Origin of the sequence: Burkholderia sp. AU27893 (assembly GCF_002223205.1) — a bacterium.
GTDB lineage: Bacteria > Pseudomonadota > Gammaproteobacteria > Burkholderiales > Burkholderiaceae > Burkholderia.
Genome location: NZ_NKFD01000001.1, coordinates 2,170,670 through 2,189,020, shown reverse-complemented (window position 1 = coordinate 2,189,020; position 18,351 = coordinate 2,170,670). Strand labels below are relative to the sequence as shown.

Sequence of the window (18,351 nt, the reverse complement as noted above, 5' to 3'; positions counted from 1 at the left end):
CACGGGCGTCACGTGCGGCGGCGCCCTGTGATCCTTATTTGCCGCTGAACCGGTCGAGCGTCGCGAGCAGGCTCTTCATCGCGGCGGCCGAATCGGCCTGGGTCGGATGATCGGCGCGCAGCGCGGAGAGTGCGCGGTCGATCTCCTGGTCGACCATGTGCCAGTCGGCGGCGGCGCGCGGCTTGAGGCCGGCTTCGGCCGAGTCCCACGCGATCTCGAGATCCTTGATGCGCGTTTTCGCGCCGGGCAGGTCGCCCTTGGCGACGAGCGCGTTCACGTCGACGGCGATCGTGCGGAACTGCGACAGGTCGCCGAGCTTCGATGCGTGGGCCGCTGCGGGCGAGGCGGCGGCCGAGGCCGGCGCCAACGTCGCTGCGTTCGCGTCCTGCTGCTTCGAGCAGCCGGCGGCGGCGCTCAGCAGGGCAATCGTGGCAACGGCAACGGCAAGACGGGAAACGGGATGGGGGATGCGCATGGCGTGTCCTCGATTCGATGAATGGAAAGAACGGAAAGGAATGGGCGTCATTCGGTGGTGCCGGCCTGCGTGCGCGGGCCGCTGCCGAACTGCGCGACGGCGACGAGCAGCACGATCACGGTCAGGAACAGCAGGCTCGTCCAGGCAGCGCCGAAGCCGAGCCCGCCGTAGGCGCGGGCCTGCGTGAGCAGGTCGCCGAGCGATGCGCCGAACGGGCGCGTCAGGATGTACGCGATCCAGAACGCCAGTACCGCATTGGCGCCGAGCCGCCACATCACGAACACGGCCGCGATCAGGCCGCCGAAGCACAGCGCGCCGAGCGTGAAGCCGAGCCCGAGCGCCTCGGTCGCGAGATCGCCCGCGGCGGTGCCCAGCGCGAACGTGCAGAGGATCGCCGACCAGTAGAACAGCTCGCGCCGCGGCGTGACGATCGTGTCGATCGACAGCGTGCCTTCGACGCGATGCCACACGAAGAAGATCGCGGCGAGCGCGACGGCAAACGCGGCGGTGCTCGCATAGAGGCTGACGTTCAGGCCGTCGGTGAGCAGGTCGGTGATCTGCGTGCCGACGATGCTGACCAGCACCACCGTGAGCCAGTAGATCCACGGCACGTAGCGGCGCGTGCGCAACTGCAGCCACAGCGCGATCGCGAGCAGCGAGGCCATCGCGACGCGCGTGACGGTCTGGCCGAGCCCCGCGTTGACCGCGAGAAAGTCCGCGCCGGTCTCGCCGACCGTGGTCGACATGATCTTGATGATCCAGAACGACAGCGCGACGTCGGGCACCTTGTTCAGCCAGTGCGGCGTGCGATGAGCGGGCAGGGATTGCATGCGATGCCTCCTTGGAAGTCGGGTGGTCGGCATGCAGTCTGAAACGGAAGACTTAGGCCAGCCATAGCGGGGGCCGCAGCGGTAAAACGTGTTGTTTCGACACTTCGACGAAATATGTCGTCGAAACGTCGAAATTATCGGTCGTTTCGCATCATTCTTCGTCTTGGAACTGATTTTGAGCGTCCCTACACTGTGTTCATGGCTCAACGCCGTTCACAACACCAACCCATCATCAGGAGATAAGCGCATGAAAATCGCCATCGTCGGCGCAGGTCTGATCGGCCACACCATTGCTCACATGCTGCGTGAAACGGGCGACTACGAAGTCGTCGCGTTCGACCGTGACGCGGATGCGCTTGCGAAGCTGTCGCGCGAAGGCATCGCGACGCAACGGGTCGATTCGGCCGATGCAAATGCGATTCGCGAAGCCGTGAAGGGCTTCGATGCGCTCGTCAACGCGCTGCCTTACTACCTCGCGGTCAACGTGGCCGCCGCCGCGAAGGCTGCCGGCGTCCACTACTTCGACCTGACCGAAGACGTGCGCGCCACCCACGCGATCCGCGAACTGGCCGAAGGCTCCGACCGTGCGTTCATGCCGCAGTGCGGCCTCGCACCGGGCTTCATCGGTCTCGCCGCACACGAACTGGTGAACGGCTTCAGCGAAGTGCGCGACGTGAAGATGCGCGTCGGCGCGCTGCCCGAGTATCCGACCAACGCGCTGAAGTACAACCTGACGTGGAGCGTCGACGGCCTGATCAACGAATACTGCCAGCCGTGCGAAGCGATCCGCGACGGCCGCAAGCAGTGGGTGCAGCCGCTCGAAGGCCTCGAGCACTTCTCGCTCGACGGCACCGAATACGAAGCGTTCAACACGTCGGGCGGCCTCGGCACGCTGTGCGAGACGCTGTCGGGCAAGGTCGAGACGCTCGACTACAAGTCGGTGCGCTATCCGGGCCACCGCGATCTCGTGCAGTTCCTGCTCGAAGACCTGCGCCTGTCGACCGACCGCGACACGCTGAAGTCGATCATGCGCCGCGCGGTGCCGTCGACGAAGCAGGACGTCGTGCTCGTGTTCATCACGGTGACGGGCGTGAAGGACGGCCAGCTGGTGCAGGACGTGTTCACGCGCAAGATCTTCGCGAAGGACGTGTGCGGGATGCACATGAGCGCGATCCAGATCACGACGGCCGGCGCGATGTGCGCGGTGCTGGATCTGTTCCGCGAAAAGAAGCTGCCGCAGAGCGGTTTCATCCCGCAGGAAAAGGTGTCGCTGAAGGCGTTCCTGTCGAACCGCTTCGGCAAGCTGTACGAAGGCGGCACGATGGAGCGCGTGCACGAAGTAGCCTGACCACCCGTCAGCCTCTGGCACGAGGGCCGTACGACGCCGGGAGCGCAACAGCGCTTCCGGCGTTGTTTTTTGCGGGTGACGAAAAAGAGCGGCCGGTCAGGCCGGCAGCGGCGGGACGATCGTGGTCGCAGGCGGAGGCGGCGCGATGCGGTACAGCAGCGCCTCGACGTCAGCATCGGAGGGCGCGGTGTTGTCGAACATCACGATGCCGTCGCATTCGTGGCCGGTCGGCACGAAGCGGCGCTGCCGGTATTCGTCCCAGTGCGCGAGCTTGTATGCGTCGTTCGGGTTGCCGCGCGCGACGATCCGCTGGTGCGCGACGTCTTCCGACGTGTGGACCCAGACGACCGTCAGCGTGACGTCGGGCGCGATGCCGAGCCACGCGCGATCGAGAATGCGGCGATCGCGCACTTCGCGCGACAGCGGGCCGACCACGAGCGCGCCGATGCCGAGCGCGAGATTTTCGCGGGCCGTGTCGAGCAGCCCTTGATATTCGGGATCGCGCAGGTGCTTCAGGTAGAGCGGGCTGTCGCGGTCGTTCGGATCCGCGGTGAGCGCACCCATCGCGGCCGAGCTGTAGCGGCCGTACAGCGTGTCCTTGTCGAGCAGGCAGAAGGCCTCGCCGGTCGCGCGCATCAGCGGCCCGATGAGCCGCTTCGCGAGCGTGGTCTTGCCGGTGCCGGCGTGACCGCAGAAGAACACCAGATGCGTCACGAAGCCTTGCCTCCCGAGCGCGGGCTCGACGCGCCGTTGCGCTTGTCGCCGCGCGAGAAGACTTCCGCTTCCAGCCACATCGCGTTGATGATGCCGAAGCCGAGCGCCACGCCGATGCCGAGTATCCACGAGAAATACCACATGGGTCAGTCTCCTTGACGGTTGGGCCGCACGGCCGTGCGGCGGGTGGTCCGAACTGCCGGGTGCGCATGCTGCGGCGCACGCAGCCCGATCATGACCAATATCGCCGAGCCGCGCAAGCCGGGCCACCCGCGCAGCAAACCGGTAAACTGATGCGCAAACCGCAACGTCACAACACCATGCTGATCAACTGTGCTGCATACCAGGACGGCCGCAAGCTGGCCGACATCGATATCGACGCCATCAGCGACCACGTGTCGAAGCCCGAGTGCTTCGTGTGGGTCGCGCTGAAGGATCCGACGCCCGAGGAACTCGACCTGATGGGCGAGGAATTCGGGCTGCACGAACTGGCGCTCGAGGATGCCCGCAAGGGGCATCAGCGGCCGAAGATCGAGGAGTACGGCGATTCGCTGTTCGCGGTGCTGCATACGGTCGAGCTGGACGACGACGATGAATTCAAGGTCGGCGAGCTGAACGTGTTCGTCGGCCCGAACTACGTGCTGTCGATCCGCAACCATACCGAGCACGATTTTCGCGACGTGCGCAAGCGCTGCGAGCGCGAGCCGCATCTGCTCCGGGAAGGTTCGGCATTCGTGTTCTACGCGCTGATGGACCAGGTCGTCGACCGCTATTTCCCGATCCTCGAAACGCTCGGCGCCGAGCTCGAAGAACTCGAGGACCGCATCTTCGCGAAGGCCACGCCCGCCTCGTCGCGCGCGATCATCGAGGATCTCTATTCGCTGAAGCGCCGGCTCGTGATGCTGTACCAGCACACGGCGCCGCTGCTCGAGCCGCTGGCGAAGCTCACCGGCGGGCGCATTCCGCAAGTCTGCAGCGGCATGGAGCCGTACTTTCGCGACGTGTACGACCATCTGCAGCGGATCGTGAAGACGATCGAAGGGCGGCGCGAGATGGTGGTCACGGCGATCCAGGTCAACCTCGGGATGATCTCGCTGGCCGAGAACGAGGTGACGAAGCGGCTCGGCTCGTTCGCCGCGCTGTTCGCGATCCCGACGATGATCGCCGGCATCTACGGGATGAACTTCGCGAACATGCCCGAACTGCACCTGAAATACGGCTTCTACGGCTGTATCGCCGTGATGGTGGCCGCCGACTTCGGGTTGTGGTGGCGCTTCAAGCGGGCAGGGTGGCTGTAGCCTCGCGTCACGCGCGGGGCGGCGCGTGCTTGCCGACCACGACGCGCCACGGCCGCACGCGCCACGATTTCACGAGGCCGTTCTGCACGTACGGATCGGCGCGTGCGAACGATTCGGCCGCCTCCGGCGAATCCCCTTCGAACACGAGCACGGCCTGGTCGGCCGGGTCCGACAGCGCGCCGGCGAGCACGAGTTCGCCGCGCTCGGTCGCAGCCTGCGCAAGCGCGAGGTGCTGGGCGCGGAACGGTTCGCGGCGGGACAGGTAATCGTCGACGAGTTCGTAGGTCAACTGGTAATGCATGGCGGCTCCGGAAAGGATCGCGGCGGCCGGTGCGTCAGCGCGCCGTCAGTCAGTCTGCTGCGGGCAGTATAGGGCAGGCGGACGGCGGCGACACGACGCGGAGGGCGGCGCGCTTCCGTGGTCATAAATGCAACTAACGGTCTGAGCGACGCCCGTCCTGGAATCCTGGCCGCAACGCGCCTTCCATGCAGCCATGGTCTACAGGCCACCGGCGGGGCGCGTCCCTACGCCTTGTAGCCGATCGTGCGCAGCAGGTCCTTGCGCCAGCGGATGTCGTCGTCATTTTCGACGCCGAGCGGCCCGAAGCCGTCGACGACGCCGACGATCCCGCGTCCTTGCGCGGTTTCCGCGACGATCACCTCGGTCGGGTTCGCGGTCGCGCAATAGATCCGGCAGACCTCCGGCACCGCCTTGATCGCATTGAGGACGTTGACCGGAAAGCACCCGTCGCCGAGAAACACGATGAACGCGTGACCGGCGCCGATCGCGCTGGCGTTGCGGCAGGCGAGGTCGACGAGCGTCGCATCGGTGCCGGAGTGGCGCACCAGCCGCTTGCCCGATGCCTCGCAGAAGGCGAGCCCGAAGCGGATGCCGGGCACGGTGCCGACCAGCGCCTCGTGGATGTCCTCGACGGACTTGATGAAATGCGACTGGCCGAGGATGAAGTTCACGGTCTCGGGCTTGTCGACGGCAACGGTTTGCAGTTGCAGCATGGCGGACCTCGTCTCGCGATGCGGCGCGTGCGCCGCAATGGGCGCTTCAAGCTTAGTACGCGGCGGCCGGCGACAAAAGCCGCGCGGGCGGCCTATCCTTGGTTGTGTGTGGCGCGCGCCGCACGAAGGCAACGGAGGACGACATGGACGTGCGACAAGGCTTCGTCGACTGCGTGGGGCGCACGCCGCTGATTCGCTTGGCGAAGCTCAGCGCCGAGACGGGCTGCGAGATCCTGGGCAAGGCGGAATTCATGAATCCGGGCGGGTCGGTGAAGGACCGCGCGGCACTCTACATCATCCGCGACGCCGAGCGGCGCGGCGTGCTGCAGCCGGGCGGCACCGTGGTCGAGGGCACGGCGGGCAACACCGGCATCGGCCTGGCGCATATCTGCGCGGCGCGCGGCTATCGCTGCGTGATCGTGATTCCCGACACGCAATCGCCGGACAAGCTGGCGATCCTGCGCACGCTCGGCGCCGAGGTGCGCCCGGTGCCCGCTGCGCCCTACCGTGATCCGAACAACTACCAGAAGATTGCCGGGCGGCTCGCGGACGAACTCGACAACGCGGTATGGGCCAATCAGTTCGACAACGTCGTCAATCGCCAGGCGCACTACGAGACGACCGGGCCCGAGATCTGGCGCGATACGGCCGGCACGATCGATGCGTTCGTGTGCGCGACCGGGACGGGCGGCACGCTGGCGGGCGTGAGCCGTTATCTGAAAGAGCAGAATCCGGACGTGCGGATCGTGCTGGCCGACCCGCACGGCAGCGGACTCTACGGTTACGTGAAAACGGGCGACCTCGGCGCGGAAGGCAACTCGATCACCGAAGGCATCGGATCGACGCGCGTCACGATGAACCTTGCCGGCACGCCGATCGACGACGCGGTGCGGATCGACGATCAGCAGTGCGTGACGATGGTCTACCGGTTGCTGCGCGAGGAGGGGCTGTACGTCGGCGGATCGAGCGGCATCAACGTCGCCGGGGCGGTCTGGCTGGCCCGCCGGATGGGCCCGGGGCACACGATCGTGACCTTGCTGTGCGACCGTGGCGACATCTATCGCACACGGCTTTTCAATCGCGAATGGCTACGCGAAAAGGGACTGGATCCGGGGGACTGAACCCGTGTGTCGAATCGGTGCGAAGCGCGCGAGCGGCGAGGTTTTCCATCCGCCGGAATGCGACCTATGCTGAACGAATCCGGTGCGAACGCCGTTCGCCCGTTTCGTCCAGACGAGGTGTGCCATGCCTGTGTCAGCCACCCTGCAGGATTGCCTGCGTCAGAAGTCATCGCGGTACGAAGTGGTGTACCACCCCTATAGCCATACGAGCATGGAGACGGCCGCCGCCGCGCATATCCCCGGCGATCGCCTCGCGAAAACCGTGCTCCTCGAAGACGACGAAGGCTACGTCGCCGCTGTATTGCCGACCACGCACGCTGTGCGCCTGTCGGATCTCTGGGTAAAGACGGGACGTCATCTCGTGCTTGCCCGGGAGGTCGAGCTGCGCGAGCTGTTCAAGGATTGCGACATGGGCGCGTTGCCGCCGGTGTGCATGGCGTACGGCATGAAGACATTTCTCGAGGAACGTCTCGCGCAGCAGCCGGAAGTCTATTTCGAGGCCGGCGATCACGAAGCGCTGATCCACATGATGCAGGATGAATTCCTGATGCTGATGGAGACGGCCGAGCGCGCGCATTTCTCGCACAAGATGCAGGGCATGCACTCCTGACGCGCGGTGTTTGGGCGCTGGTCGGTGCGTGCCTGACGGGTCTCGTGTAGAAGCGGTAAGTGGTCGTGCGATAGTTAATTCGGTATGCGAAATTGTTTGCGATGGTTTGTCGAGTGCTCAATCCATCACGAAATTTGTATCGCATTGCAGACTAACTTTCCGGATATCCAGGGTGTTTCGGGCGTTCTGAAGAAGCTGTGTCGACCAGATCGAGGCAGTTGACCAGCGTATCCGGCGACCGATGGGAGCGCCGATGAGGAGAGGCGTGAATCTTGGCGGTCGCATCCGGCGCGGGCCATTTTGGTGCGGCGCGGGAAATATGCCGATATTTATGCTGAAGCAGATTAATATCCGGTTTTGCATATATCCATACAATTCAATTACCGTTTTTATAATAGAAGTTTGATTTGTGCTTACCGGAATATTATTTGAATAAACCCTCCAAACTTTGTATTCGGGCATCAAATAAAGTTTGACGTCAAAATTTTTTCCTTGCTATTGTCTGCACCCAAGTGAGCGGCGCCGCTGACATCACCGTGTAACGAACGATGGGTCGTCATACGAAATGTAAGGTGCCGCCCGCTCAGCTGACAATTGCCTGAACGTGCTGGCGCGTTTTTTTTCGGTGCAAAACCGGGCCGCGCCGGCCGGAACGATTCCTTGAAAAAAATGAATTTGCATTCGAATTGAATTCTTTCAATTCGGATTGCTAATTGAATTTGAAATGAAATATTCGGGTTGATGCGATGGCGATGCCGACCTGGCTTTGCCGCCGGCAGCAATCCGATACTGGGCGAATCGCTTGGGGGATGGATGGTGGGCATGAAAGTCGAAGAACGTCTGGCTACGTCGAACAGCGGACTGGCTACGCTGGGCCGTCCGCGAGAGTTCGGCAAGAAGCAACAGAATCCGGTGCGCCGGTTCGGCGGCATCGGCATCGTCCTGGTGCTGCATGCGGTGCTGATCTACGCGCTGCTCAACGGCCTCGCGACGAAAGTCGTGCAGGTGATCCAGCACCCGATCGAAACCCGCATCATCGAGCCGGTCAAGCCGCCGCCGCCACCGCCGATGCCCGTGGTCAAGCTCCCGCCGCCGAAATTCGCGCCGCCGCCGCCGCCGTTCGTCCCGCCGCCGGAAGTGCCCGTGCAGGCGCCGCCGCAGGCGACGATCACGCACCAGTCGGCCCCGGTACCGTCCGCACCGGCCGTGCAGGCGCCGGTCGTGGCGCCTCCCGCGCCGGCCAAGCCCGTCAGCCATGACGTGGGGGTGGTCTGCCCGAATTCGGACACGCTTCGCGCGTCGATCCAGTATCCGAAAGAGGCGCAGGAAAACAACATCACGGGCGACGTGACGATCGAGTTCGTCGTGGATGCGGAAGGGAACATCACGAACGAGCGTGTGGCGCAGTCGGCTGATCCGATCCTCGATCGTGCTGCCTTCAACACCGTGAAGCGCTTCAAGTGCGTCGCGCAGGGCCAGTCGGTGCGGGTCCAGGTTCCGTTCTCGTTCAATCTGAATTGATGCAGTGGGCGGCCCGGTGCGATCCGGGCCAAAAAAAACCATCTCGAACTGGGGTATTCAGTTCTTCGAATTAACTGGAGTGGGGTATGACGAAGCGTTCACTGGCCGCGCTGGCGGCAAGCATCCTGATGTCCGTCGCCGCAATCGACGGGTTCGTTGCACCACAGCTCGCCCACGCGCAGGCGAGCGGCGCGGCCGGCACGTCGGCGCAGGCCGCGGCACCGTCGACTGCGCCGGCTCCGGTTCCGGCGGCCGCCGAGCCGGCTCCGCCGCCCGCGCCGGCCACGACGGAAGCGGTCGAGAATCCGTACGGGCTCGGTGCGCTATGGAAGAACGGCGATTTCGTCGCCCGTTTCGTGCTGATCCTGCTGGTGATCATGTCGATGGGCAGCTGGTACATCATGATCACGAAGTTCCTGGAGCAACTGCGCGCCAATCGCCGCGCGAAGCTGGCGGATGCGCAACTCTGGACCGCGCCGTCGCTGGCCGAGGGCGCCAAGCTGCTCGACGAGGCGTCGCCGTTCCGGTTCATCGCCGAAACGGCGATCGAGGCCGGCGAGCATCATGAAGACGCGCTGCTGGAAGCGGTGGACCGCAATACGTGGATCGACGTGTCGGTCGAGCGCTCGATCACGAACGTGTCGAACCGGATGCAGGACGGGCTCGCGTTTCTGGCCACGGTGGGCTCCACCGCGCCGTTCGTCGGGCTGTTCGGCACCGTCTGGGGGATCTATCACGCGCTGACGGCCATCGGCATCGCCGGGCAGGCGTCGATCGACAAGGTCGCGGGCCCGGTGGGCGAGGCGCTCATCATGACCGCGATCGGCCTCGCCGTCGCCGTGCCGGCGGTGCTCGGCTACAACTTCCTGGTCCGGCGCAACAAGTCGGTGATGGAGCGGGTGCGCAACTTCGGCGCGCAGCTGCATACCGTGCTGCTGGCCGGCAATCGGCGCCCGGCACGCGCGTCGTCGCCGGCCGCGGCGTCGCTCGCGAACTGACCGGCTGACGGAGACGCGCGATGGCCATGAACGTCGGGCAGGACGATAGCGACGAGGTGATCGCCAACATCAACACGACGCCGCTCGTCGACGTGATGCTGGTGTTGCTGATCATCTTCCTGATCACGATTCCGGTCGTGACGCACACGATCCAGCTTCAGTTGCCGAAGGAGACGGTGCAGCCGCTGCAGACGACGCCGAAGAGCATCGAGATCGCGGTGAACCGCGATGGCGATTTCTTCTGGGGCGAACAGCTGGTGGATGCCACGACCCTGCTCGCGAAGCTGAAGGACGTGTCGCAGCAGCAGCCGCAACCGAGCGTCCACGTGCGGGGCGACCAGAACACGCGTTACGAGTTCATCGGCCGGGTGGTCACGATGTGCGAGCGCGCGGGGATCGCGAAGCTGTCGTTCATTACGGAGCCGCCGGCGCGCGGGGGATAGTCGCGCAGTGGAGTCGGGGTGGGACAGGGGGCTGGCGGTAAGTGGGGGAGCGCTGACGCTGGTCGACCGGGAAGCATGGGATCTGCGTAAGCGCTGAAGCGCTAGCGCTGATCGACCGCGAAGCATGGGATCCACGTAAGCGCTGAAGCGCTAACGTGGATCGACAGGAGTTCGACGATGGGAATGAATGTGCCTTCGGGCGGAAGCAACGCCGAGCCGGAAGTGATGGTCGATATCAACACCACGCCGCTGATCGACGTGATGCTGGTGTTGCTGATCATGCTGATCATCACGATCCCGATTCAGATGCATTCGGTGAAGATGGACCTGCCGGTGGGTAATCCGCCGCCGCCGGCCGCGCCGCCGGAAATCGTGCAGATCGATATCGACTTCGACGGCACGACGACATGGAACGGCGCCCCGGTGCCGGATCGCGCGGCGCTCGAGTCGAAACTGGCCCAGGTGGCCGCGGAACCCGTGCAGGCGGAGATCCATCTGCGCCCCAACAAGCTGGTGCCGTACAAGGACGTGGCCGCCGTGCTCGCGTCCGCGCAACGCGTGGGCGCGACCAAGATCGGCCTGATCGGTAACGAACAGTTCATGCAATGACGACACGGACGAGCCGATGAACCAGCGACGATGGAAACGGATGATGGCGGTGACGGCGCTCGGCGCGGCGGGCCTGCTCGGCCGCCCGGCGCTGCCGGCGGACGCGCTGCGGCCGGACGTGGCGAAACCGTTGGCGGCCGCGCAGGAGCTGTACCGCGCACACAAGTATCGCGACGCGCTGGGCAAGATCGCGCAGGCGGCGGCCGTGCCGAACCGGACGCCGTACGAAACCACCGTGGTTGAAGAAATGCGTGGCGCGGCAGCGATGGCGGCCGGCGATTCGGGGACGGCCGCGCAGGCGTACGAGAGCGTGCTGAACTCCGGGCGGCTCTCGGGCGACGACGAGCAGCGGACCACGGCGGCGCTCGCCGGCATCTACTTCCAGCAGAAGAACTACCCGCTGGCGATCCGCGTCGCGCAGCGCTACCTGAAGGCGGGTGGATCGGACCCGGAAATGCGCACGCTGCTCACGCAGTCTTACTACCTGTCGAACGATTGCGCACCGCTCGTGAGCCAGTTGAAAGCGAGCACCGACGCGCAGGCGAATGGCGGACACGCACCGGACGAAGGGCAGTTGCAGATGCTGGCGACCTGCGCGCAGAAAGTGAAGGACGGCAACGCATATCGCGGTGCGCTCGGGCTGCTGGTGGCTTATCACCCCAGCCCCGCGTACTGGGACGAAATGGTCACGGCCATTCGCGGCAACCCCGGGTATCTGCCGTCGCTCGACCTCGACATCTACCGGTTGCGGCGGGCGACGGGCTCGCTCACGACCGCCAACGCATACATGGAAATGACGCAGCTCGCGCTGGTGGCGGGCTCGGCCGCCGAGGGCAAGCAGGTGATCGACCAGGGGTTCGCATCCGGTGTACTCGGCAAGGACGCGCAGGCGGATCGCGAGAAGCGGTTGCAGGCGCTCGCCGCGAAGCGCGCGCAATCGGGCGGCGACGCCACGACGCCGGCAGCGCCGATCGACGCCGGCATGAACCTCGTCTTCGAGGGCCATGCACAGCAGGGGCTGCCGATGATGGAGCAGGCGATCGCGAAGGGCGGCCTCGAGCATCCCGACGCGGCGCGGCTGCGGCTCGGTGAGGCGTATTACGTGGCTGGCCAGAAGGCGCGTGCGGTCCAGGTGCTGCGCACGGTCAAGGGCACCGACGGTTCCGGTGATCTGGCACGGCTCTGGACGGTGGTGGCCTCCCGGTAACGCAACGGACGTGCACGGCCGCGCGCAATGCTGGCGGTCGGAAAGCGGTGTGCCGCCGCGATCGCGCGGATGCACGACGAACAGGTCAGCCGATGAAAAGGGGAAAACTTGTTAATTAGTAAGCCGAATGAAATGGACGAGCGATGTGCGGGCGCACGACGCGAGTGCGCTGCCGCACCGCGCGTGGCTTGCACGTCGCGACAGCGTGCAGCGGGGGATCGCGCCGGGCCGGCTGCATCGCGGCATCGGTCGAGGCTTGACGACATCAAACCGATTTCGACTGCGAGGAACCGTCTTTCCATGGTTTTGCCCCCTGATGAGTCGGTGCTCGTCGCCATGTCGCTCGGCAACAAGATCCGGGCGCTGCGCCAGCGCCTGAAACTCACGCTCGACGAAACGTCGACGATCGCCGGCATTTCGAAGCCGTTCCTGTCGCAGGTCGAGCGCGGGCGGGCGACGCCGTCGATCACGTCGCTGGTGCGGATCGCGAAGGCGCTGGGCGTGACGATGCAGTACTTCATCGACACGCCGACGGAAGCGCGCTCGGTATGCCGCGGCAACGCGCTGCAGTATTTCCAGTTCACGAACTCGGCCAGCCGGTTCGCCAGGCTGACGAACCTGGTGGACGGCCGCAAGCTCGACGCGATTCTCGTCCGGATGCCGGTGGGGCAGCTGTCGTCCGAGATGACGACGCACGCGGGCGAGGAGTTCGTCTACGTGCTGCGCGGGCAGGTGGCGCTGACGCTCGAGGATTGCACGTTCACGCTGAACGAGGGTGATACCGCGCATTACGAATCGACGATGCCGCATGCGTGGCGCAATACGGCCGACGAAGAGGCGGTGATCGTCTGGGTCGGCACGCCGAGGCTGTTCTAGCGAAGGCGGCCGGCAGGAAGGAGAAGTACCCGGTCGACGGCAGTGGGTGCGCAGTACGGCGCATACAGGTTCGCGTTTTACGGAACCAGCGCCCGTCGAGCCGGGAAGAAGCAGGCAATGCGCTCAATGTAGGTGTTTAGTATGACGAATCAAAATAGAAGAAGACGGTGATGCCGAATGGCGCTGGTGCTACGAGGCCGATCCGTTCGAGTCGTGGCAGTCGATAGCGTGGCAATCGCGGGTTCCGGTACACGGGCACCCAGGACGCGCAAGGAATTCACAAGGTTCCGGCGCACAGCAGGTGGGGTCTTACTACGAGCGAGAGGGAACAAGATGAAGCAGAGAGTTTTGGCGTTGGCCATCAACAGGATAGTCTGGGCGGAACTGGCGCTGACGGCCGCACTGGCGCCGCCGGCGTTCGCCCAGAGTCAGCCGGCGCCGGGCGCCGTCGCGATCGCGGATGCGGTCGCGAGCGGCGCGCCCGTGACCGTTGCACAGGCGGCCGGCACGGCGGGCAGCGCCGCTGCACCGGACGCCGCGGCGCCCGATGCAGCACCCGGTGCAGCGGCCGAGGCGACGCCTGCCGCACCCGCCGCGAACGGGCAGGGCAAGGTCGCGCAGATCAAGCGGTTCGAAGTGACGGGCTCGCTGATCCGGCAGGCCGACAAGACGGGTTTCCAGCAGGTGCAGACGATCACGCCGAAGGAAATCCAGGCCAGCGGCGCGGTGACCGTCGCCGACTTCCTGCGCGATGCGGCAGCCAACTCGGCGAACAGCTGGGGCGAAGGGCAATCGGGCAACTTCGCGGCCGGCGCGGCCGGCATTGCACTGCGCGGCCTCTCGGAGAAGTACACGCTCGTGCTGGTCGACGGCCAGCGCGTCGCACCGTATGCGTTCTTCTCGAACAGCGTCGATTCGTTCTTCGACCTCAACACGATCCCGCTCAACGACATCGAGCGGATCGAAATCGTGAAGACGGGCGCCGTGTCGCAGTACGGTTCGGACGCGATCGGCGGTGTCGTCAACATCATCACGAAACACAATTTCCGCGGCCTGCAGCTCGACGGCAGCCTCGGCAGCGCGATCAACGCCGGGAACGGCGACGGCACGATGAAGTTCGGCGTGCTCGGCGGCTTCGGCGACCTGAACGCCGACCGCTTCAACGTGACGGCCGCGCTCAGCTACTACAAGTCGAACGGCTTCACGCTGGCCGACCGTGATTCCACGCGCAGCCAGGACTTCACGGGCAAGCCGGGCGGCTTCTCGCTGCTCGCGCCGTCCTACTGGAACATGCCCGACGGCAGTGCGCAGGCGCTGAACGGCGGCTGCCCGTTCGGCGGCTCGGTTCATCCGGCCGCGCCGAATTCGCTGTCGGCCGGGTTGCCGGGCACCATCTGCGGGTACAACACGGCGGAAAGCACGTCGATCCTGCCGATGACCGAGCGCCTGAACGCGAAGCTCCACGGTGACTTCAAGATCGACGACAAGACGACCGCGTTCGCCGACTTTATGGAGAGCTACAACACGACCACGACCAACGACGGCCTGTGGAACAACGTGATCGGCAACTCGCAGAACCCGGCGCTCGTCTGGAATCCGCAGACGAAGCTGCTGTCGCCGTTCAACTACACGGTGCCGGTCAGCAACCCGTACAACACGACGGGTGCGGCCACGCCGCTCACCTATGCGTTTCCGAACACGGTCGCGCAAAAGACCTGGGCCAACTACTGGCGGGCGGCCGCCGGCATCAAGGGGTCGTTCACGCTGCCGTACGGCGACTGGGACTGGGCGACGTCGGTCAGCCATTCGCAGAGCACGGTGTCGAACGTGTTCACGAACCAGCTGAACGTGAACGCGCTGAACAACATCTACCAGAACGGCACGCTGAATTTCGCGAACCCGGCCGCGACGCCGAACGCGTTCAACGGTCTCTATCAGGAGGCGAACAACCTCGGCATCTCGAAGCTCGACACGATCGATGCGACGCTGTCGACGCCGAACCTGTTCCATCTGCCGGCCGGCGACGTCGGCATCGGCTTCGGCGCGCAGTTCACGCACCAGAGCGAAACGCTGACGCCGGGCTCCGAATACCTGAGCGGCGCCGTCATCACGCCGGACCTCGAGACGGTGGATGGCCAGCGCAACGTCGCGGCCATCTATTACCAGATCAACATACCGATCATCGAGAACCTGACGTTCAGCCAGGCAGGCCGCTACGATCACTACACCGACGTGGGCGGCGCCTTCTCGCCGCGCTTCGCGTTGCGGTACCAGCCGATCAAGGCACTCACGTTGTATACGTCGTACAACCGCGGCTTCCGCGCGCCGACCTTCGTCGAGGACAGCAAGTCGCAGACGCTCGGCATCCAGGTCGATCCGGCCACCGGCCAGAACTACACGTCGATCACCGTCGGCAACCCGAACCTCGCGCCGGAACGCACGCGCAACCTCAATATCGGCTTCCAGGTCTCGCCGAGCCGTTACACCGACCTCGGCTTCGACTGGTACAAGATCCGCATCGACAACGTGATCGGCCAGGGCAAGCCATCGCAGGTCGTGACCGACCCGACGACCGGCCAGCTGCTGTACAAGGTGATTCCGTACCAGAACCTCGGTTACCTCGACACGAACGGCTTCGAAGGCACGTTCCGCCAGGGCCTGCCGCTGAAGGGCTGGGGCACGATTACGCTGTCGGGCGACTGGGCTTACGTCAACAGCTACAAGATCGGCTTCCCGGGCGCCGCGCCGGTCAACGGCGCGGGCAACAACTTCACGATCACGCAGCCGTTCGGCGGCAGCTTCCCGCGCTGGCGCGGCAACACGACGCTGGACTGGAACTACCGGAAGTTCGATGCGGCGCTGACGTGGCAGTTCACGGGTCCGTACGCGCAGAACCTGATGCCCGAGCCGAACAAGGTTGGTTCGTACAGCCAGTTCAACCTGATGGTGACGTACACGGGCTTCAAGAACTGGACGATCTACGGTGGCATCGACAACCTCTTCAACCGCACGCCGCCGTTCGACCCGATCTTCGCGAACGGCACGCTGAGCCAGAGCGGGTACGACACGTCGGTGTACTCGTACATCGGCCGGTTCGCACAGGTCGGCGCGACGTACAAGTTCTGATGGCGATCGCGATGCACTGACAGGTTTGGGACAGGCCGCTCCACGTCCACTACCCCCTTTTCGGGGCGGCCTTTTTTCACCTGGCGCCACGACGGCCCGCAACCGGGACGCGCGGCGGTGCAGTTCATCCGATCGGGACCAGCACGAACCATCCGCGGGACGCGGCCGTATGCGGCGTCCGGCACGGGCATCGATTGCGCGCAGGCTTCGCACCCGCACGCTTCCGGACAGACTGACCATGAGACTGTTGAATGGGCGACGGGCACGCGTGCCGCGCCACTCGCACCTGACGCGCACGCACGGGCGGATGCGCACCGCCGCGCGCGCCGCGCTGCTCGCGTGCGCCGTGTGGCTCGTGTCGGGCGGCGTCATGCCGCAGGCCGCGCTCGCGGTGCCGGCAATTTCGCAATACGACCATCCGAAGTATCCGCCGGGCTTCACGCATTTCGACTACGCGAATGCGGATGCGCCGGACAACGGCACGCTCCAGTTCGAAAACTACGACGAAGCGCAGAGCTACGATTCGCTGAACCCGTTCCTCGTGCGCGGCGCGCCGGCGCCGGACATCAAGAACCTGATGTTCGACACGCTGATGCAGCGCAGCTGGGACGAGCTCGCGTCCGAATACGCGCTGATCGCCGACGACGTCGACGTCGCGCCTGACGGGTCGTCGGCGACGTTTCACATCAACCCGGCCGCACGCTTCTCGAACGGCGACCCGATCACCGCGGCCGACGTCAAGTATTCGTTCGACACGCTGTCGAGCCCGCAGGCGTCGCCGCTGTACAACGCGCAGTTCGCGATCATCAAGCGCGCGGTGGTGGTCGACGGCCACACGGTGCGTTTCGAGTTCAAGCATGCGGAGCGCGACGCCGCGCTGATCGCGGGCGACCTGCCGGTGTTCTCGCCGAAATGGGGGCAGCGCGCGGACGGCACGCGGCCGCCGTTCGACCAGATCGCGAACGTGCCGCCGATCGCGAGCGGCGCGTACCTGATCGATCAGCGCAGGAACGACAAGCAGATCAGCTACGTGCGTAACCCGCACTACTGGGCAGCGAACCTGCCGTCGCGACGCGGCATGTTCCGCTTCGCACACGTGTCGTTCAAGCTGTACCTGGATCAATACACGGCGCTCGAAGCGTTCAAGGCCGGCGACATCGACGCGCGCATGGAATACAGCGCGACGCAGTGGGCGCGCAAGTACGTCGGCAAGAATTTTCGCAACGGCATGCTGACACGCGGCGAGTTTCCCGACGGCCCCGCGCAGATGCAGGGTTTCCTGATGAACATGCGCAAGCCGATGTTCCAGGACGTGCGGGTGCGGCATGCGCTCGCGCTGGCGTTCGATTTCGACTGGATGAGCCGGATGATGTTCTACGGGCAGTATCGCCGCACCAACAGCTTCTGGGAGGCGAGCCCGTTCGCGGCATCCGGCATGCCGAGCGCGAAGGAGCTGGCGCTGCTCGAACCGTTCCGTGCGACGCTGCCGCCCGAGGTGTTCGGCCCGATGGTCCGGCAGCCGTCGACGCTGCCGCCGAACTCGCTGCGCGCGAACCTGAAGGAGGCGCGCGACCTGCTCGCGCAGGCCGGCTGGCATTACCGCGACGGCGCGCTGCGCGACGCGAACGGCACGCCGATGACGATCGAGATCATCGACGACCAGCCCGGCATGGACCGGCTGATCCTGCCGTACACGCAGGCGCTCGCGATGCTCGGCATCCACGCGTATCTCCACGAGATCGACAGCGCGCTCTACCTGAAGCGGCTCGACAATTTCGAGTACGACATGACGACGTACATCTACCTGCCGGTGACGATTCCGGGCGCGGAGCTGACGCGCCGCTTCGGCAGTGCGGCCGCGTCGCAGCCCGGATCCGAGAACTATCCGGGCGTGAAATCGAAGGCGGTCGATGCGCTGATACGCGCGGCGCTCGCAGCCGACACGCTCGACGATCTCGAGACGGCCACGCACGCGCTCGACCGCGTGCTGATCAACCTGTACGCACTGATCCCGCAGTACTACCTGCCGAACGCGCGGATCGCGTACAAGGCGACGCTCGGCCACCCGGAGATCGTGCCGGACTCCTATCAATACGAGGACTGGATCATCGACTACTGGTACGTGAAGCAACCGGCGGCGAAACCCGCACCGGCCGCCTGA

At 65.2% G+C, this 18,351-nt stretch carries 19 protein-coding genes; 12 read left to right on the top strand and 7 right to left on the bottom strand.

All coding sequences use genetic code 11. From position 1 onward, the window contains the following. Nucleotides 1-34 precede the first annotated feature (34 nt). Nucleotides 35-475, bottom strand: a complete 441-nt coding sequence (locus CFB47_RS10330) for a hypothetical protein (protein WP_089461109.1) — start codon at nucleotides 473-475, stop codon at nucleotides 35-37. Nucleotides 476-522: 47 nt separating this feature from the next. Further along, nucleotides 523-1,305 (bottom strand): hypothetical protein, encoded by a 783-nt coding sequence (locus CFB47_RS10325; RefSeq protein ID WP_089440158.1) that lies wholly within the window; start codon nucleotides 1,303-1,305, stop codon nucleotides 523-525. 247 nt (nucleotides 1,306-1,552) lie between these two features. Here CFB47_RS10325 and CFB47_RS10320 point away from each other — a divergent pair, with 247 nt between their 5' ends. After that, the gene (locus tag CFB47_RS10320; RefSeq protein ID WP_039357959.1) at nucleotides 1,553-2,653 is read left to right on the top strand and encodes a saccharopine dehydrogenase family protein; all 1,101 of its coding nucleotides are present in this window, start codon (nucleotides 1,553-1,555) and stop codon (nucleotides 2,651-2,653) included. A 96-nt stretch (nucleotides 2,654-2,749) separates the two neighbouring features. Here CFB47_RS10320 and CFB47_RS10315 read toward each other — a convergent pair whose 3' ends face one another. Both CFB47_RS10315 and cydX read right to left on the bottom strand, forming a co-directional pair. Continuing rightward, nucleotides 2,750-3,367, bottom strand: coding sequence for an ATP-binding protein (locus CFB47_RS10315; protein WP_089461108.1), 618 nt, complete (start codon nucleotides 3,365-3,367; stop codon nucleotides 2,750-2,752). After that, a complete protein-coding gene (gene cydX / locus CFB47_RS10310) occupies nucleotides 3,364-3,510 on the bottom strand; it encodes a cytochrome bd-I oxidase subunit CydX (RefSeq protein ID WP_043182986.1) in 147 nt (48 codons plus the stop codon). Before cydX ends, CFB47_RS10315 begins: the two co-directional genes overlap by 4 nt. A 177-nt stretch (nucleotides 3,511-3,687) precedes the next feature. On the opposite strand from cydX, the gene corA reads away from it, so the two are divergent. Continuing rightward, on the top strand, nucleotides 3,688-4,665 hold the full coding sequence (gene corA, locus CFB47_RS10305) for a magnesium/cobalt transporter CorA (protein WP_089461410.1): 978 nt from the start codon (nucleotides 3,688-3,690) through the stop codon (nucleotides 4,663-4,665). Nucleotides 4,666-4,672: 7 nt separating this feature from the next. Here corA and CFB47_RS10300 read toward each other — a convergent pair whose 3' ends face one another. Both CFB47_RS10300 and CFB47_RS10295 read right to left on the bottom strand, forming a co-directional pair. Then, nucleotides 4,673-4,966 carry a YciI-like protein gene (locus CFB47_RS10300; RefSeq protein ID WP_039357977.1) on the bottom strand — a complete coding sequence of 98 codons (294 nt, stop codon included), beginning with the start codon at nucleotides 4,964-4,966 and terminating at the stop codon, nucleotides 4,673-4,675. A gap of 224 nt (nucleotides 4,967-5,190) precedes the next feature. Beyond that, a complete protein-coding gene (locus CFB47_RS10295) occupies nucleotides 5,191-5,679 on the bottom strand; it encodes an adenosine-specific kinase (RefSeq protein ID WP_089456264.1) in 489 nt (162 codons plus the stop codon). A 143-nt stretch (nucleotides 5,680-5,822) separates the two neighbouring features. Between CFB47_RS10295 and CFB47_RS10290 the strand changes: the two genes are divergently transcribed. Both CFB47_RS10290 and CFB47_RS10285 read left to right on the top strand, forming a co-directional pair. Further along, entirely contained in the window at nucleotides 5,823-6,800 is a 978-nt protein-coding gene (locus tag CFB47_RS10290) for a cysteine synthase A (protein WP_089456610.1), read from the top strand. Nucleotides 6,801-6,924: 124 nt separating this feature from the next. Then, a complete protein-coding gene (locus CFB47_RS10285; protein WP_031401741.1) occupies nucleotides 6,925-7,410 on the top strand; it encodes an aminoacyl-tRNA deacylase in 486 nt (161 codons plus the stop codon). 461 nt (nucleotides 7,411-7,871) lie between these two features. On the opposite strand, the gene CFB47_RS40330 is transcribed toward CFB47_RS10285, so the two are convergent. Next, on the bottom strand, nucleotides 7,872-8,234 hold the full coding sequence (locus tag CFB47_RS40330) for a hypothetical protein (protein ID WP_143330827.1): 363 nt from the start codon (nucleotides 8,232-8,234) through the stop codon (nucleotides 7,872-7,874). Between CFB47_RS40330 and CFB47_RS10280 the strand changes: the two genes are divergently transcribed. The 8 genes from CFB47_RS10280 (at nucleotide 8,233) to CFB47_RS10245 (ending at nucleotide 18,351) form a co-directional block, all read left to right on the top strand. Next, on the top strand, nucleotides 8,233-8,931 hold the full coding sequence (locus tag CFB47_RS10280; RefSeq protein ID WP_089425491.1) for an energy transducer TonB: 699 nt from the start codon (nucleotides 8,233-8,235) through the stop codon (nucleotides 8,929-8,931). The genes CFB47_RS40330 and CFB47_RS10280 overlap by 2 nt on opposite strands. Before the next feature lie 86 nt (nucleotides 8,932-9,017). After that, a complete protein-coding gene (locus CFB47_RS10275; protein ID WP_089461107.1) occupies nucleotides 9,018-9,929 on the top strand; it encodes a MotA/TolQ/ExbB proton channel family protein in 912 nt (303 codons plus the stop codon). Between the two features lie 20 nt (nucleotides 9,930-9,949). Continuing rightward, nucleotides 9,950-10,372 (top strand): biopolymer transporter ExbD, encoded by a 423-nt coding sequence (locus CFB47_RS10270; protein ID WP_089440152.1) that lies wholly within the window; start codon nucleotides 9,950-9,952, stop codon nucleotides 10,370-10,372. A 177-nt stretch (nucleotides 10,373-10,549) separates the two neighbouring features. Continuing rightward, entirely contained in the window at nucleotides 10,550-10,981 is a 432-nt protein-coding gene (locus tag CFB47_RS10265) for a biopolymer transporter ExbD (RefSeq protein ID WP_089461106.1), read from the top strand. A 16-nt stretch (nucleotides 10,982-10,997) separates the two neighbouring features. Further along, nucleotides 10,998-12,188 carry a tetratricopeptide repeat protein gene (locus tag CFB47_RS10260; RefSeq protein ID WP_089456261.1) on the top strand — a complete coding sequence of 397 codons (1,191 nt, stop codon included), beginning with the start codon at nucleotides 10,998-11,000 and terminating at the stop codon, nucleotides 12,186-12,188. A 300-nt stretch (nucleotides 12,189-12,488) separates the two neighbouring features. Next, nucleotides 12,489-13,064 (top strand): helix-turn-helix domain-containing protein, encoded by a 576-nt coding sequence (locus CFB47_RS10255; protein WP_089461105.1) that lies wholly within the window; start codon nucleotides 12,489-12,491, stop codon nucleotides 13,062-13,064. Between the two features lie 333 nt (nucleotides 13,065-13,397). Continuing rightward, nucleotides 13,398-16,190: a TonB-dependent receptor gene (locus tag CFB47_RS10250; RefSeq protein ID WP_089456260.1), complete on the top strand. Its 2,793-nt coding sequence runs from the start codon at nucleotides 13,398-13,400 to the stop codon at nucleotides 16,188-16,190. A 238-nt stretch (nucleotides 16,191-16,428) separates the two neighbouring features. Then, complete coding sequence (locus CFB47_RS10245) at nucleotides 16,429-18,351, top strand: extracellular solute-binding protein (RefSeq protein ID WP_089461104.1); 1,923 nt, start codon at nucleotides 16,429-16,431, stop codon at nucleotides 18,349-18,351.

Excerpts from the sequence above, each read along its gene's own strand:
- CFB47_RS10245 (WP_089461104.1), top strand. The coding sequence starts at position 16,429 with ATGAGACTGTTGAATGGGCGACGGGCACGCGTGCCGCGCCACTCGCAC.
- CFB47_RS10270 (WP_089440152.1), top strand. The coding sequence starts at position 9,950 with ATGGCCATGAACGTCGGGCAGGACGATAGCGACGAGGTGATCGCCAAC.
- CFB47_RS10290 (WP_089456610.1), top strand. The coding sequence starts at position 5,823 with ATGGACGTGCGACAAGGCTTCGTCGACTGCGTGGGGCGCACGCCGCTG.
- CFB47_RS10265 (WP_089461106.1), top strand. The coding sequence starts at position 10,550 with ATGGGAATGAATGTGCCTTCGGGCGGAAGCAACGCCGAGCCGGAAGTG.
- CFB47_RS10285 (WP_031401741.1), top strand. The coding sequence starts at position 6,925 with ATGCCTGTGTCAGCCACCCTGCAGGATTGCCTGCGTCAGAAGTCATCG.
- CFB47_RS10280 (WP_089425491.1), top strand. The coding sequence starts at position 8,233 with ATGAAAGTCGAAGAACGTCTGGCTACGTCGAACAGCGGACTGGCTACG.
- CFB47_RS40330 (WP_143330827.1), bottom strand. The coding sequence starts at position 8,234 with ATGCCCACCATCCATCCCCCAAGCGATTCGCCCAGTATCGGATTGCTG.
- CFB47_RS10250 (WP_089456260.1), top strand. The coding sequence starts at position 13,398 with ATGAAGCAGAGAGTTTTGGCGTTGGCCATCAACAGGATAGTCTGGGCG.
- CFB47_RS10275 (WP_089461107.1), top strand. The coding sequence starts at position 9,018 with ATGACGAAGCGTTCACTGGCCGCGCTGGCGGCAAGCATCCTGATGTCC.
- CFB47_RS10330 (WP_089461109.1), bottom strand. The coding sequence starts at position 475 with ATGCGCATCCCCCATCCCGTTTCCCGTCTTGCCGTTGCCGTTGCCACG.
- CFB47_RS10320 (WP_039357959.1), top strand. The coding sequence starts at position 1,553 with ATGAAAATCGCCATCGTCGGCGCAGGTCTGATCGGCCACACCATTGCT.
- CFB47_RS10255 (WP_089461105.1), top strand. The coding sequence starts at position 12,489 with ATGGTTTTGCCCCCTGATGAGTCGGTGCTCGTCGCCATGTCGCTCGGC.
- CFB47_RS10300 (WP_039357977.1), bottom strand. The coding sequence starts at position 4,966 with ATGCATTACCAGTTGACCTACGAACTCGTCGACGATTACCTGTCCCGC.
- CFB47_RS10295 (WP_089456264.1), bottom strand. The coding sequence starts at position 5,679 with ATGCTGCAACTGCAAACCGTTGCCGTCGACAAGCCCGAGACCGTGAAC.
- cydX (WP_043182986.1), bottom strand. The coding sequence starts at position 3,510 with ATGTGGTATTTCTCGTGGATACTCGGCATCGGCGTGGCGCTCGGCTTC.
- CFB47_RS10260 (WP_089456261.1), top strand. The coding sequence starts at position 10,998 with ATGAACCAGCGACGATGGAAACGGATGATGGCGGTGACGGCGCTCGGC.
- CFB47_RS10325 (WP_089440158.1), bottom strand. The coding sequence starts at position 1,305 with ATGCAATCCCTGCCCGCTCATCGCACGCCGCACTGGCTGAACAAGGTG.
- corA (WP_089461410.1), top strand. The coding sequence starts at position 3,688 with ATGCTGATCAACTGTGCTGCATACCAGGACGGCCGCAAGCTGGCCGAC.